The sequence below is a fragment of the Flavimobilis sp. BM9 genome, from assembly GCF_058313055.1.
On sequence record NZ_JBZEMO010000010.1, the window covers coordinates 1 to 13043 of the forward strand.

Here is a 13043-nt window from a genome sequence, read left to right on the forward strand (position 1 = left end):
CGCCTCCGCCGTCGAGGAGCAGACCGCCACCACCAACGAGATGTCCCGCTCCGTCTCCGAAGCCGCCACCGGCTCGGCCGACATCGCTGTCAACATCGGGGGCGTCGCCCAGGCGACGGCCTCGTCGAGCGACGCGCTGTCCGGCTCGGGCGGCACGATCGACGAGCTCGCCGCCGTGTCGACGACCCTGCGCGAGCGGATCGCCGGCTTCACCATCTAGCCGCGCAGGACGACGAGAAGGGGGGGGGGGGGGGGGGGGGGGGGGGGGGCGCCGTGGGCCCCCACGCCCCCTTCTCGTGCCTCGGTGGGCCGAGGGTCAGCGCTTGAGGTTGACCAGCTCCTGGAGCAGCTCGTCGCTCGTGGTGATCACGCGCGAGTTCGCCTGGAAGCCGCGCTGGGCGATGATCAGGTTCGTGAACTCCTGGGAGAGGTCCACGTTCGACATCTCGAGCGCGCCACCGATGAGGCCACCACGGCCGCCCGCACCCGCCACGCCGACCGCCGGGTCGCCGGAGTTGACCGACGTCTCGTACATCGAGCCGCCCGCCTTCTGCAGACCGACCGGGTTGGCGAACGTCGCGATCGCGATGCGACCGACCGGCTGCTTGGTGCCGTTCGAGAAGGCGCCGATGATCGTGCCGTCAGCGTTGATCTGGAAGGACTGCAGGGCACCGGCCTGCGAGCCGTTCTTGCTGATCGCCTCGACCGTCGTGAGGGCCGCGTAGCCCGTCACGGTGCCCAGCTCGACCGTGCGGCTGCCGACCGTGATCGTGCCACCGGCCGTGAGGGCGCCCGAGGCGTCGAACTGCATCTCGGCGCCGGTGACCGTGTTCGTCCCGTCGGAACCGCTCACGCCCCAGCCGGTCGCGGTGCGCGTGAACGTGAGCGAGACGGTGCCCGCGTTGCCGAGGCTGTCGAACACCTCGACGTCGCGCACGAGAGCCGTGCCGACGGCCGCGTCGGACGGCAGGTTGCCACCGAACTTGATGTTCGTCGTCGGCTGCGCGCCGACGAGCGTCGTCATCGGGAGCGTGAGGTTGCTCAGGGCACCCGCGGTGTCGATCCCGCCCGCCGCGTCAGCCGCCCAGCCCTGGACGAACGCACCCTCCGACGTCACGAGGCGACCCTGCGCGTCGAAGTCGAACGAGCCGTTGCGCGTGTAGAACGTCTGCGCACCGCTCTTGACCGCGAAGAAGCCGTCGCCCGAGATCATCACGTCGGTCGAGCGGTTCGTCGTCTGGGCGGCGCCCTGCTGGAAGTTCGTCGAGATCGCGGAGACCTTGACGCCGAGGCCGACCTGGGCCGGGTTCGTGCCACCGGTGTCGGCGGTCGGCGCGCCCGCGTTCGTCAGGACCTGGCTGAGCGTGTCCTGGAACTGGGTCTGCGAGGCCTTGAAGCCGGTGGTGTTGACGTTGGCGATGTTGTTGCCGGTGACGTCGAGCATCGTCTGGTGCGAGCGGAGCCCGGAGATGCCGGAGAACAGCGAGCGAAGCATGGTGGTTCCCTTCGGGTGGTACGCCGGACTAGGACGCGGAGGAGTCGGTGGGGGTCGTGGGTGCGGGCTTCTCGGCGGGCGCGCCGAGGATCCCGGAGACGGAGTCGAGGCTGACCTTCACGCCGTCGACGAGGAGCTCGGGGACGGCGCCCGCGAACGAGACGCTCGAGACGTGACCGTTGACGGTCTTGCCCTCGGCGTCGGTGTAGGACACGTCCTTGCCGACGAACTCGGCGGCGGTCGCGCGCATCTGCAGCGCGAACGTCTCGAGGGTCGCGTCGGCGATCGACGTGAGCTTCTCCATGGACGCGAGCTGCGTGGTCTGCGCCATCATCTCGGTCGTGTCCATCGGTGCGCTCGGGTCCTGGTAGCGCAGCTGCGCGACGAGGAGGTTGAGGAAGGTCTCGCCGTCGAGGGTCTGCTTGGCCTTCGAGACCGTGTTCCCGGCGTGGATCGACGTGTAGCCGCCGCCGACACCCTCGGTGCTGATTGACATGGTGCGTGTCCTTTCGGGGGAGCTTCAGGCGAGGACGTCGACGCCGGAGCGTCCGTCGGTCGGGAGGATGTCGGGGCGCGGTGCAGGCGCGGACGCGGTGTCGACCGAGGTGCCACGCGCGTCGCCGCGCGTGACCTCGGGGCGACCGGAGCCGCGGCCGCCGTCGGCGTCGAGCCCGCTGCCCTGCTGGGCGCCCTGGCTGTCGGACCGGCCGGAGCCGAGGTCGAGCTGGGCCTGCATGCCGGTCGCGGCGAGGTCGCGGCGGAGCTCGGGCAGGATCCCGCGGAGCGACTCGCGCGCCGCGTCGGTCCCGCCGACGAGCTCGATGCGGACACCGTCGGCGCCGATGTGCGCACGGACCTCGACGGGCCCGAGCGCCTTCGGCTCGACGCGGAGCGTGAGCATGTGGTCGCCCGCGGGCAGCGCGCGCAGGCGTGCGAGCGGTGCACGGAGCTGCTCGGCGAGCGGCGGTGCCTCGGTGCGGGCAGGAGCTGCGGGCGCTGCGGCCGGGGCCGTCGGGGCGGCCTGCGTCGTCGGGCTCGCCGCGGCGGTCGCGCCGACCGGGGTGAACCCCTCGGGCAGCGCACGGCCGGTCGTCTGCTCGGCCCCTGCCGGGCGCATCGCGGCGGCCACGGGCGCGGCGGCTGCGGCTGCGGCGTCAGGCTGCGGCGTCGCCATGGCGACCTGCTGCTGAGCCGCGGGCTCGACACGCTGGGGCGTCGCGTCCTGGGCGAGCGGCGCGGCCTGGCCCGCGGGCTGGGCGGCCGTCGAGCTGCCGAGGGCGGCGCTGCGCTGGAGCGCAGCCTCCGCGCGGGCACCGTCGGCGACCGGGGCCTGCGGCTCGTCGACCGTCGGTGCGGCGACGGTGGCGACCGCGACGACCGGCGTGGCGGCGGCCGAGGTGGCTGCACCAGGTACGGCAGCGGCGGCGGCCTGGGCGGTCTCGTCCGCAGGCGCGGCGGGCGTCGCCTCGGCGACGGACGCCTCGGCGTCGACCTCCGCGAGCGGCTGCTGAGTCGCCTCGGTCGGCACGGCGCTCCCCACGACCGGGACGACGCGGGTCTCGACCTCGGCGACCGGCGCCGCCGGACCCTGGTCCGACGCGGTCTGCGTGGTCGTGTCGTCCGTGACGGCGGCGTCGTCGCGCTCGGCCTGCGGGCGGACCTCGTCGCGCGACGCCGTCGCACGCTCAGCCTGCGAGCCGTCCCGCGCCGCGTCAGCGCGGGCCGCGTCAGCACGCGCCGCGTCAGCGCGGGCCGCGTCAGCACGCGCCGCGTCAGCGCGGGCCGCGTCAGCGCGGGCCGCGTCCGCACGCGTCGTGCGGGCGCGCTCGGTGCGCGACCTGTCGGCCTGCGCGCGCTCCTGGGTGCGCGCGAGCTGCGCGCGGTCCGCGAGAGCGCGCTCGGCCTGAGCACGGTCCTCACGACGAGCGTTCGCCGCACCGTCGGCGGGCTGGCGGTCCTGCGTCGCACGGTCGAGCGTCCTCGCGAACGCGTCGTCCGTCCGCGCGGCAGCGGGCGCCGGGACCGCGGGCCTCGCGGCCTTGAGGTCCACGACGGAGATCTGGACGGTCATGCGGCACTCCCTGTCAGCATCTGCAGCGCGAGTCGCTGCGCGTCGACGGACGTGCCTGCGCTGGTCAGCGCGCCCGTGGTCGCGGCGGCGCCCGTGCCGGGCACGCCGTTCGTGACTCCCACCGAGGCGAGAGCGGACATGAGCGCCGTGGTCGTGGCGCTCTGGCTCGCGGCACCCGGCAGGACCCGCCGGATCGCGGTCGGCTTCTCGTAGACCTCCGCCTCCTGGACGACCTTGCCCGGCTTCGGAGCGTGGATCATGCGGTTGTCGCCGACATAGATGCCGATGTGCGAGCCGCCGTCGAACACGACGAGGTCGCCCGGGAGCGCCTCCTCGAGCGACGCGACCGGGGTGCCCGTCGTCATCTGCTCGCGCGCCGTGCGCGGGGCGTCGACGCCGAGGTCGGCGAGCGCACGCTGCACCAGGCCCGAGCAGTCCATGCCGGCCGTCGTCTCGCCGCCCCAGACGTACGGGACGCCCAGGTACTTCTCGGCGGACGCCACGAGACCCGTCGCGGTCGCGCCTGCTGCGGGGACCGTCGGGTCCTGGACGCCGGTCGTCTCGCCCGCCGCCGCGAGCGCCTGCGCGAACTGCGTCGACGACGCGGAGCCGCCCGACGTGCTCGACGTCGTGGTCGGCGCGCCGGTCGCGAACGCGGACGAGCCGAGGACACCACCGCTGCGAGCACCCGTCGAACGCACGAGCGACTCGATCGTGGCCACGCGGCTGAGGACGGAATCGATGCTCATCGCTCCTCCTCCCCCGTCGTCGCACCGGCGACGTCCTCGGGCGGACGCACCCGGCTCGCGGCCTCGTCGATCACGATCTGGTCCGCGGCCAGCTCCTCCTGGGCGACGCGCTCCGCGTGCCGCTCCTCGAGCTTCTCGAGCGGGAGGGACCGCGAGCGTGCGGCCTTCCACTCGTCCTCGCGCTCCTGCGCGGTGCGCGCCGCGCGGGCGACGAGAGCGGTAGCGACGTCGACGTCCGTGCGCAGCGCCGCACGGCCCGCGAGAGCCGCCTGCCACGCCCTGACGTCCATCGCGTCGGGCGTCGAGTGCGAGCCGAGCGCCTCGGCAGCCGCACGGGCGTGCGCACGCGCACGCGCCGTCTGGGCGTTCGCACGGCCGAGCTCGGCCGCCGCCTGGTCCTCCTGGAGCTTGCGGAACCGCAGCAGGCCCGCCAGCCGGAACTTGTCCGCCATCAGGCTGCCTCCCTCGTCCCGAACCGACCGACGAGCTCGTGCAGCCGCGCCCACGAGTCGGCTGCGGGCGCAGCCTCGTCGACGCCCTGCTGCAAGAACGCGTCGATCTCGCGCGAGCTCGCGAGAGCCGCGTCGACGAGCGGGTTCGAGCCCGCGACGTACGCGCCGACGTCGACCAGGTCCTGGACCGACCGGCGCGCCGCCATGACGCGACGCAGCTCGGTCGCGTCCGCACGCTGCTCACGCGACGTGACGCGCGACGCGACACGGGAGATCGAGCCGAGCGCGTCGATCGACGGGAAGTGGCCCGACGTCGCGAGCTTGCGGTCGAGCACGACGTGCCCGTCGAGGATCGAGCGCGCCTGGTCGGCGATCGGCTCGTTGTGGTCGTCGCCGTCGACGAGGACGGTGTAGATGCCCGTCACCGAACCGGTCGCGCCGGTACCAGCGCGCTCGAGCAGCTCGGCGAGCAGCGAGAACACGCTCGGCGGGTAGCCGCGGGTCGCGGGCGGCTCGCCGACCGACAGGCCGATCTCGCGCTGGGCCATCGCGACGCGCGTGAGCGAGTCCATCATCAGCACGACGTCCGCGCCGCCGTCGCGCAGATGCTCCGCGATGCGGGTCGCGACGAACGCGGAGCGCTTGCGCACGAGCGCCGGCTGGTCCGACGTCGCGACGACGACGACCGAGCGGGCGAGGCCCTCAGGGCCGAGGTCGTCCTCGAGGAACTCGCGGACCTCACGGCCGCGCTCACCGACGAGGGAGATCACCGAGATCTGCGCGTCCGTGCCGCGCGCGATCATCGACAGGAGCGTCGACTTGCCGACGCCCGAGCCGGCGAACAGGCCGATGCGCTGGCCGCAGCCGACCGTCGTGAGCGTGTCGAGCGTGCGCACGCCGAGGTTGAGGGGGGCCGTGACGCGCTGGCGCGCGAGCGGGTGCGGCGCGCGCCCGGCGATGTCGACGTACGTGACGTCCCGGAGCGGGCCCTTGCCGTCGATCGGCTGACCGAGACCGTCGAGCACGCGACCGAGGAGGCCGGGACCGACGGGGACGCGCAACGACCCGCCCGTCGCGCGGGCCTCGAGGCCGGCGCGCAGGCCGTGCGGAGGCGCGAGCGGCATGCAGCGCGCGGCGCCGGCGGTCGCCGCGACGACCTCGGCGGGCATGTGGGTGCCCGAGCCGACGGGACCGTCGCCGAGCTGGACGAGGTCGCCGATGGCGAGGTCGAGCCCCTCCACCTCGACGGAGAGACCGACAGCCTGACGGACGCGTCCCACGACCTCGGGGCGCGCGACGGCGAGCGTCGATGTCCAGGTCATGCCCGCGCCTCCGGGTCCCCGGCTGCGACGGCCTGCTCGACGAGCGGCTCGCCGCTGTCGAGCGCCTGCTCGACGGCGGCGCGCAGGCGTGCGGCACCGGTCGCGACGCGCGCGTCGAGGTAGCCGGTGGGCAGGTCGCTGATCGCGTCGCCCGGCGCGAGCGTCGCGTCGGCGACGAGCTCGACACCGTCGGGGACGCCGACGACGTGGCCGGCCTTCGCCGCTGCGCCCGCGAGCAGATCGAGGTGCGCGAGGTCCTGCGGGTTGAGGCGGATCGCCACGATCTCGGTGCCGGCGGGCACCGCGAGAGCGCGGGCGAGCGCGGACCGTGCCGAGCGCTCCGAGCTGGAGAGCTCGACGCCGACGATCGCCTCGGCGAGGTCGAGCGCGAGGCGCACGATCAGCTCGTGCGACTCCTCGACGACGGGGATCGTGCGGTCGTTGACCGCACGCGCGGCCGAGGCGAGCGTCGCGAGAGCGGCGTCGACCTGGGCGCGCGCCACGGCACGCTCGTCCTCGACGCGCTCCGCGACCCGCTCTGCGGCGCGCTGCGCCGCGACGGCCGCCGCTCGCGTGCCCTCGGCCCAGCCCGCCGCGTAGCCGCCGACGCGTGCCTGCTCGCGCACCTGCTGGGTGCGCGCGTCGGACACGACGGCGAGCTGCGTGGTCGCGAAGCCGGGCTCAGGAGACATACTCGTCCTCGCCCTCGCGGCGGATGATGATCTGGCCCGACTCCTCGAGGCGGCGGATCGTCTGGACGATCTGGCTGCGCGCCTCCTCGACCTGCGAGACGCGCACGGCGCCGAGCAGCTCGATCTCCTCGGTGAGGTTGCTGCGCGCACGCTCCGAGAGGTTGCGCAGGACGGCGTTGCGCTCGCCCTCGCCGGCACCCTTGAGCGCGAGCGCGAGCGTCGGCGTCTCGACGCCGCGCAGGACGAGCTGGAGCGCGCGGTCCTCGAGCAGGACGATGTCCGCGAAGACGAACATGCGGCTGCGCACCTCGTCGGCGAGCTCGGCGTCCTGCTCCTCGAGGCCCTCGAGGATGAGCTTCTCCGTGCCCGGGTCGGCGCGGTTGATGATCTCGACGAGCGGCTGCACGCCACCGATCTGGCTCGTCTCGCGCGGCGTGAGGACGCTCGCAGACTTGCGCTGCAGGCACTCGGCGACGGTTGAGACGACGTCGGGCGCCGCGCGGTCCATGAGGGCGATGCGGTGCGCGACAGCGGCCTGCGTCGCGGGCGGGAGGCCGCCGAGGATGAGCGAGGCGTGCTCGGGGCGCAGATGCGCGAGGACGAGGGCGATCGCCTGCGGGTGCTCGCCGTTGATGAGGGCGATGACCTGACGGGCGTCGGCCGCCTGGAGGAACTCGAACGGCTGACCGGCGAGCGACTCCTGGAGCCGCTCGAGCATCGTCGCGGCGCGCTCGTCGCCGACGGCCGCCTCGAGGAGCTGGGTCGCGAAGCCGAGACCGCCGTGCGCGAGCATCTGCCCGCCCTGGAGGGTGTCGTAGAACTCCCGCATGACCTGGTCGGCCATGTCCCGGTCGACGCGCTCCATGCGGACGATCGCGGCGGTGATGTCCTCGATCTCCGGCTCGGAGAGCTCGGACAGGACGCGCGCAGCCCGCTCGCGGCCGAGCTGCATGAGCACGAGCGCGGCACGCTGCGTGCCCGAGAGGGCGGCGGTGCTGGGGCGCGGGCGCTCGACGCGCGGAGCGTCCACGGCGGCGGCGACGGCGGGGTCGCTCGTGGTCACGACGGTCACTTGCGAGCCCCCACGTCCATCATCGAGCGGAGTCGGTCAGCGATCTCGGACGGGTCGGCGTCGGCCATGGAGCCGACCTCGGCGCGTTTCGCCTCGGCGTCGAGCTGGAGCTCGTCGACGGGCGCGATCATCGCGAGGGTCTGCTCGGTCTCCTCGACCATGTCGAGGGCGAGCGCGGTCGGGTCGACCGGCGAGACGGGCAGCGGCTCGAGGTCGCCGATGTCGAGCGCGGTGCGCTCGTCGCCCTTGCCCTTGCGTGCCCGGGCGACGACGACGGCGAGAGCGACGAGGAGCACGACCCCGAGGCCTGCCATGACGCCCGTGCGGATCAGCGCGGCGCGCTCGGCCTTCTCGGTGGCGGCGCGCTCTTCCGCGAGGGCGGCCTGGGCGGCCTCGGCGTTCGAGGAGTCGAACGCCATCCGCGACACGGTGACGACGTCGCCGCGCTGCTGGTCGATGCCGGCGGCCGAGGCGACGAGGGTCTCGAGCTCGGTCATCGACAGGGCCGCGGCTGCGGTCTGGTTGACGGCGACGGAGACGGACTGGCGGCGGACGGTGCCGGGCGCGGTCTCGGTCACCTCGGTGACCTTGTCGACCGCGTTGTTCCGGGTCTCGGACTCGTTGGCGTACTCGCCCTCGCCGTTGCCGCCGGTCGGGACCGCGATGTTGTCGGGGCCGAGGACGCCGGTCCCTCCGGGTGCGCCGCTGCCGGTGTAGGTCTCGGACGTCCGGGTCTCGGAGAGCGGCTGGACGCCGTCCGCGCTCTCGAAGCGCTCGGAGGTGCGCTGCACCTGGTCGAAGTCGAGGTCGGCAGCGACGGAGACCACGGCGTTGCCGGGGCCCACGATGCGGTCGAGCATCGTCTGGACGGAGGCGGAGATGCGCTCCTCGTACTCGCGGTTCTGCTTGCCGGAGCCGGTGCCGGCCGTGCCGACGCCGACGGCGGACAGGACCTTGCCGGTCGAGTCGATGACGGCGACGTCGGTCGTCTTCATGCCCTCGATCGACGCGGACACGAGGTGGACGACGGCCTGGACCTGGTCGTCGTCGAGGGTCGCGCCGGTGCGCAGCCCGACGAAGACGGACGCGGTCGGGTCGGCCTTCTCGGCGACGAACACGGTCTCTTCGGGGAGGGCGAGCTGCACGGACGCGGTCTCGACGCCCTTCATCGCGCTGATGGTCTTGGCGAGCTCGCCCTCCATCGCACGCTTGTAGGTGGTGGACTGCTGGAACTCCGAGGAGCCCATGCCCATCTCGTCGAGGAGCGAGTAGCCGCCGTCGCTCGCGGCGGGCAGGCCGGCCGCGGCCGTCTTGAGGCGCATCTGGTAGACGGAGTCCTTCGGGACCATGACCGTCGCACCGCCGTCGGCGAGCTGGTAGGCGACCCCGGAGGCGTCGAGCTGCTCGACGACGGCGCTCGCGTCGGCCGCGGCGAGGCCCGTGTACAGCGGCGCGTAGGTGGGGCGCGAGCTCCACGCGTAGAGGCCGACGACGATGGCAGCCAGGACACCGAGCCCGATGAGCGTCAGCGTGCGCTGCGCGATCGTGAACTCCTTGATGGCCGCGCCCAGGCGGGCGGCGGCGTGCGAGATCTTCTCGGGCATCAGGCCTGCATCCTCATGATCTCGGTGAAGGCCTCGACGGCCTTGTTACGGACGGCGGCGGTCAGCTCGAGCGTGACGGCTGCCTGGCTCGCGGCGACCGTGTAGTCGTGCACGTCGTCGAGGTCGCCCGTCACGGCGCGGATCGCGAGGGCGCTCGACTTCTCCTGGGCGCCCTGGAGGTTCTCGATGGCGCCGGTGAGGGAGGACGCGAACGCGGGGCCGGTCGTGCTGGGCCCCTGCGCGGGGCTCGCGCCCGTGAGGTCGAGGTAGCCGGTGCCGGTGGCACCGGTCACGGCTCCGGCGCTCACGGCGCCGACGGGGATGACGGGGAAGCTCATCAGTTCCTACCGATCTGGAGTGCGGCCTCGTAGGTGGCGCGGGCGCGGTCGACGACGGCGGCGTTCGCCTGGTAGCCGCGCTGGGCCATGATGAGCGAGCTCATCTGGCTGGACATGTCGATGTCGGGGTAGCGGACGTAGCCCTCCGCGTCGGCGAGCGGGTTGTTCGGCTCGTAGACCATGCGTCCCTCGGCGGAGCCGAGGACGACGCCGGCGACCTGGACGCCCTGCCCCTGCTGCATCTCGTCCGCGACGACGTAGCGCGCCTGGAAGGCGGCCTCGTCGGTGCGCGTGGCGTTGTTGGCGTTGGCGAGGTTGTCGCTGATCGCGTCGAGCCACTTGCGGTGGACGGTCATGCCCGTCGAGGCGATCCCGAGTGCTCCGAACGTCGTCATCAGCTGGTCCTCATCGCAGTACGGATCTGGCTGAACTGCCCGTCCATGGCCTGGGTGGCGAGCTGGTAGCGCAGGTTGGTGTCGACGTTGAGCAGGGTCTCCGCGTCGAGGTTGACGTTGTTGCCGTCGAGGCGGGTGGGCTCGAGCGAGGTCTGCTGGGCTGCTGTCACGTAGCCGTTGCCACCGCGGACCGCCGAGGTGAGGGCGTCCTCGAACGAGACGCGGCCTGCGTGGAAGCCTGGCGTCTGGATGTTCGCGATGTTGTGCGCGATGACGCGCTGGCGCAGAGCGAGGCCGTCCAGGGCGCTGTTGAGCGCACCGAAACCCACGGAATCGAACACGGAGACGTCCCTGAGGTGTGGTCCGAGTGGCCTGTCCGTGGCCGGTATGACGAGCGATCCATGCTCGACGGTCCTATCGGGACGCAGGTCCCACTGTTGAGAGGTTCCCGGCCGCGGAGTTGCAGGTCCGCCCGACGATCGTCACGTGACGGACACTTCGGACCCGGCGTACGGGGAGGCGGGAGCCTCAGCCCTCGGTGTCGAGGTAGACGGGGCGCTCGCGCTCCAACGGGTCGGAGGCGTCGATCACCTCGACCTGGCGGCGCGTCGCCGCCATGGCACGCGCGAGCCTGCTCGCGGTCGCCTTCTGCGCCTCGAGCACGGCGGTCGCGCGCGCGCCGAGGGCGCGCGGGAGCGGGCCGATGCCGTGCGGGACACGCCACTGGGACGCGCGCCGGAGCGCGAGCTCGGCGATCTCGTTGTCGGGCGCTGCATCGAGGAGCGCGTTCGTCTCAGCGAGGTCGCGCTCGAGGATGTCGAGCGCGCGGATCCACGCCGACGTGGCGGTGTCGTCGGTCATGGTCAGCACGTGCTCACCCGACGCCCAGCTCACCCCTCGGGCCGACGACGGCCGGAGGGATGGGAGCGGCCTGCTCGGCCGACAGCTCGCGGGCCGCCGTGTGCCACGCCTCGCGGAGCGGCTCGATGAGAGCACGGCACGCGTCGAACCGGGAGTCGTCCTGGTTGACGTTCGCCTTGACGAGCTCGGTGCTCAGGTACGAGTAGAGGGTCAGCAGGTTCTGCGCGCCGGCCCACGCGTTGACGTCGAGCGTCGTCATGAGCTCGGTGACGATGTCCTGGGCGTGGAGGGCTGCCGCGTTGCAGCCCGCCTTGTCGCCTGCCTCGATCGCCTTGCGGGCACGGCTGATGTCGAGCAGCAGCCGGTCGTACAGCATCGTCACGAGCGTCGACGGTGTCGCATTGAGCACGCTCTGCGCGAGGTACTCGGATCTCAGGTCGGTGGTCACGGTCTCTCCTCGTCTACTTCGTCGCGTTCAGCTGCGCGATCTGCGACGACAGCCAGTTCGACGTCGACTGCATCTTGCTCATCGACACCTCGAGCGCGGAGTAGATCCGCACGAGGGTCTCGCGACGGCGAGCGAGGCGGTCGTCCCAGTCGGAGATGCGGTCGCCCATCTCGCTGACCGACGCCTCGGTCGACTTGATGCGGTTCGTCAGCGATCCGTCGACCTTGTCGGAGGCGCGGTCGGCGACGGCCTGGACGTTCGCGGCGACGCCGGAGACGATCTTCTGGACCTTCGCGGGGTCTTCAGCGAGGGCGGCCGAGAACTTCTCCTGGTCGAACGTGAACGTGCCGTCGCGCGCGATGACGATGCCGACGTCGGCCGGCGACACGCCGTCGATCGGCGCGCTCGCCTGCGACAGGATGTCCTGCTGGAGGAAGCGGATCGTCGTGTCTCCGCCGAACAGCCCGGGCTTGAGGGTCGCGGAGCCGTCGGACGCGGTGCCCGTGCTCGCCTTGGTCCGCGAGCTGATCTCGGAGAGGACGACCCCGATGTTGCTCACGAGGTTCTTCGCGAGGTTCGTCAGCGCCTCGGTGTCCCGCACGACGTCGACGGTGACGGCTTCGGCCTCGACCTTGGAGACGGTGATCGTCACGTCGCCGAGGAGCCCGTTGAACGCGTTGGTGGCGCTCGTCATCGACTGGGCCGCGTCCGTGCCGGGGAAGAGCGTGATCTTCGCGTCGCCCGCGGCGCGGACCTGGCTCAGCGACGCGGCGGCGGGCCCGCCCGCGCTGGCGTAGGAGACCGTGAACGAGCTGGCCGCGCCCGTCGCGGTCCCCGTCAGCTGCAGCCGGTAGCTCGGCGTGTCGGCGGTGCCGACGTTGATGACCGCGGCCTTGACGCCCGCGTCGGACGAGTTGATCGCGGCGGCGATGTCGCGCGGGTCCGTCGTCAGCGCGGTGACAGCGGTGTCCTTGCCCCCGAGCGAGATCGTCAGCGTCGGGTCGGCAGGGTCGAGGTCAGCGGGGATCGCGAGGAGCGACGACTGAGACGTCGCGACACGGTCGACCGTAAAGGAGAGGGTCGAGGGCACGGCACCGCTCGCAGCGGTGACGACGACGGACTCGGCGCTCGAGGTGCCCTTGACCGCACCCCACGAGGTGTCCTTCGTGGCGGTCTTCGCAGCCTCCGCAAGAGAAGCGACGCGCGTGTTGAGCGCCTGCAGAGCGGTCACGAGCGAGGAGCCCGTCGCCTGCTTCTGCTTGAGGAGAACCTGCTGGTTGCCCTCGACCGCGATGAGGCTGTTGATGAGCGCGGTGGTGTCGAGTCCGGAGCTGAGACCGTCGATCGCGAGACCGGCCATCGTGATGCCCTTCGTTCGTTGCGGGTGACTGCATGCCGTGCGTGCGAGCTGCGGGAGCAGCTCTGGTGTGGCCGTGGGGGGGGGGGGGGGGGGGGCGCCCCCCCCCCCCCCGGCGGGTGGCGTCAGGTCACCCCGACGTCATGGTCCGTGGTGGACGCAGTGTGAGGTCAGAGACCGATGTCCG

15 protein-coding genes and 1 pseudogene are annotated in these 13043 nt (G+C 72.8%); 1 reads left to right on the plus strand and 15 read right to left on the minus strand.

Annotated elements, in window-relative coordinates; all coding sequences use genetic code 11:
- A pseudogene (locus AC4F3Q_RS13405) lies at positions 1–220 on the plus strand (methyl-accepting chemotaxis protein); the annotation flags it as partial.
- 96 nt (positions 221–316) lie between these two features.
- Here AC4F3Q_RS13405 and AC4F3Q_RS13410 read toward each other — a convergent pair.
- The 15 genes from AC4F3Q_RS13410 to fliD form a co-directional block, all read right to left on the minus strand.
- Positions 317–1495 carry a flagellar hook protein FlgE gene (locus AC4F3Q_RS13410; RefSeq protein WP_168447642.1) on the minus strand — a complete coding sequence of 393 codons (1179 nt, stop codon included), beginning with the start codon at positions 1493–1495 and terminating at the stop codon, positions 317–319.
- Positions 1496–1523: 28 nt separating this feature from the next.
- Positions 1524–1991 (minus strand): flagellar hook capping FlgD N-terminal domain-containing protein, encoded by a 468-nt coding sequence (locus tag AC4F3Q_RS13415; RefSeq protein WP_168447641.1) that lies wholly within the window; start codon positions 1989–1991, stop codon positions 1524–1526.
- Positions 1992–2015: 24 nt separating this feature from the next.
- Positions 2016–3566: a flagellar hook-length control protein FliK gene (locus AC4F3Q_RS13420; RefSeq protein ID WP_491040403.1), complete on the minus strand. Its 1551-nt coding sequence runs from the start codon at positions 3564–3566 to the stop codon at positions 2016–2018.
- Positions 3563–4315, minus strand: coding sequence for a C40 family peptidase (locus AC4F3Q_RS13425; RefSeq protein WP_491040404.1), 753 nt, complete (start codon positions 4313–4315; stop codon positions 3563–3565). The genes AC4F3Q_RS13420 and AC4F3Q_RS13425 overlap by 4 nt, the downstream gene beginning before the upstream one ends.
- Positions 4312–4767, minus strand: a complete 456-nt coding sequence (locus tag AC4F3Q_RS13430) for a flagellar export protein FliJ (protein WP_491040405.1) — start codon at positions 4765–4767, stop codon at positions 4312–4314. Before AC4F3Q_RS13430 ends, AC4F3Q_RS13425 begins: the two co-directional genes overlap by 4 nt.
- The gene (locus AC4F3Q_RS13435; protein WP_491040406.1) at positions 4767–6089 is read right to left on the minus strand and encodes a FliI/YscN family ATPase; all 1323 of its coding nucleotides are present in this window, start codon (positions 6087–6089) and stop codon (positions 4767–4769) included. Before AC4F3Q_RS13435 ends, AC4F3Q_RS13430 begins: the two co-directional genes overlap by 1 nt.
- A complete protein-coding gene (locus tag AC4F3Q_RS13440) occupies positions 6086–6781 on the minus strand; it encodes a FliH/SctL family protein (protein ID WP_491040407.1) in 696 nt (231 codons plus the stop codon). Before AC4F3Q_RS13440 ends, AC4F3Q_RS13435 begins: the two co-directional genes overlap by 4 nt.
- Positions 6771–7853, minus strand: a complete 1083-nt coding sequence (gene fliG / locus AC4F3Q_RS13445; protein WP_491040408.1) for a flagellar motor switch protein FliG — start codon at positions 7851–7853, stop codon at positions 6771–6773. The genes AC4F3Q_RS13440 and fliG overlap by 11 nt, the downstream gene beginning before the upstream one ends.
- Positions 7850–9457, minus strand: a complete 1608-nt coding sequence (gene fliF, locus AC4F3Q_RS13450; protein WP_491040409.1) for a flagellar basal-body MS-ring/collar protein FliF — start codon at positions 9455–9457, stop codon at positions 7850–7852. Before fliF ends, fliG begins: the two co-directional genes overlap by 4 nt.
- Positions 9457–9795, minus strand: a complete 339-nt coding sequence (fliE, locus tag AC4F3Q_RS13455) for a flagellar hook-basal body complex protein FliE (protein WP_168447635.1) — start codon at positions 9793–9795, stop codon at positions 9457–9459. Before fliE ends, fliF begins: the two co-directional genes overlap by 1 nt.
- The gene (locus AC4F3Q_RS13460; protein ID WP_168447634.1) at positions 9795–10190 is read right to left on the minus strand and encodes a flagellar basal body rod protein FlgC; all 396 of its coding nucleotides are present in this window, start codon (positions 10188–10190) and stop codon (positions 9795–9797) included. The genes fliE and AC4F3Q_RS13460 overlap by 1 nt, the downstream gene beginning before the upstream one ends.
- Positions 10190–10531 (minus strand): flagellar basal body rod protein FlgB, encoded by a 342-nt coding sequence (gene flgB / locus AC4F3Q_RS13465; RefSeq protein WP_491040410.1) that lies wholly within the window; start codon positions 10529–10531, stop codon positions 10190–10192. The genes AC4F3Q_RS13460 and flgB overlap by 1 nt, the downstream gene beginning before the upstream one ends.
- A 187-nt stretch (positions 10532–10718) precedes the next feature.
- The gene (locus tag AC4F3Q_RS13470) at positions 10719–11051 is read right to left on the minus strand and encodes a hypothetical protein (RefSeq protein WP_168447632.1); all 333 of its coding nucleotides are present in this window, start codon (positions 11049–11051) and stop codon (positions 10719–10721) included.
- Positions 11052–11064: 13 nt separating this feature from the next.
- Positions 11065–11499 (minus strand): flagellar export chaperone FliS, encoded by a 435-nt coding sequence (gene fliS, locus AC4F3Q_RS13475; protein ID WP_350308832.1) that lies wholly within the window; start codon positions 11497–11499, stop codon positions 11065–11067.
- Positions 11500–11512: 13 nt separating this feature from the next.
- Positions 11513–12859 (minus strand): flagellar filament capping protein FliD, encoded by a 1347-nt coding sequence (gene fliD / locus AC4F3Q_RS13480; protein ID WP_491040411.1) that lies wholly within the window; start codon positions 12857–12859, stop codon positions 11513–11515.
- Between the last annotated feature and the right edge of the window lie 184 nt (positions 12860–13043).

Bases quoted from the DNA above. Each gene is read 5' to 3' on its own strand.
- AC4F3Q_RS13435 (WP_491040406.1), bottom strand. From the start codon at position 6,089: ATGACCTGGACATCGACGCTCGCCGTCGCGCGCCCCGAGGTCGTGGGA.
- AC4F3Q_RS13420 (WP_491040403.1), bottom strand. From the start codon at position 3,566: ATGACCGTCCAGATCTCCGTCGTGGACCTCAAGGCCGCGAGGCCCGCG.
- AC4F3Q_RS13440 (WP_491040407.1), bottom strand. From the start codon at position 6,781: ATGTCTCCTGAGCCCGGCTTCGCGACCACGCAGCTCGCCGTCGTGTCC.
- AC4F3Q_RS13460 (WP_168447634.1), bottom strand. From the start codon at position 10,190: ATGACGACGTTCGGAGCACTCGGGATCGCCTCGACGGGCATGACCGTC.
- fliF (WP_491040409.1), bottom strand. From the start codon at position 9,457: ATGCCCGAGAAGATCTCGCACGCCGCCGCCCGCCTGGGCGCGGCCATC.
- AC4F3Q_RS13470 (WP_168447632.1), bottom strand. From the start codon at position 11,051: ATGACCGACGACACCGCCACGTCGGCGTGGATCCGCGCGCTCGACATC.
- AC4F3Q_RS13410 (WP_168447642.1), bottom strand. From the start codon at position 1,495: ATGCTTCGCTCGCTGTTCTCCGGCATCTCCGGGCTCCGCTCGCACCAG.
- AC4F3Q_RS13415 (WP_168447641.1), bottom strand. From the start codon at position 1,991: ATGTCAATCAGCACCGAGGGTGTCGGCGGCGGCTACACGTCGATCCAC.
- fliE (WP_168447635.1), bottom strand. From the start codon at position 9,795: ATGAGCTTCCCCGTCATCCCCGTCGGCGCCGTGAGCGCCGGAGCCGTG.
- AC4F3Q_RS13430 (WP_491040405.1), bottom strand. From the start codon at position 4,767: ATGGCGGACAAGTTCCGGCTGGCGGGCCTGCTGCGGTTCCGCAAGCTC.
- fliD (WP_491040411.1), bottom strand. From the start codon at position 12,859: ATGGCCGGTCTCGCGATCGACGGTCTCAGCTCCGGACTCGACACCACC.
- AC4F3Q_RS13425 (WP_491040404.1), bottom strand. From the start codon at position 4,315: ATGAGCATCGATTCCGTCCTCAGCCGCGTGGCCACGATCGAGTCGCTC.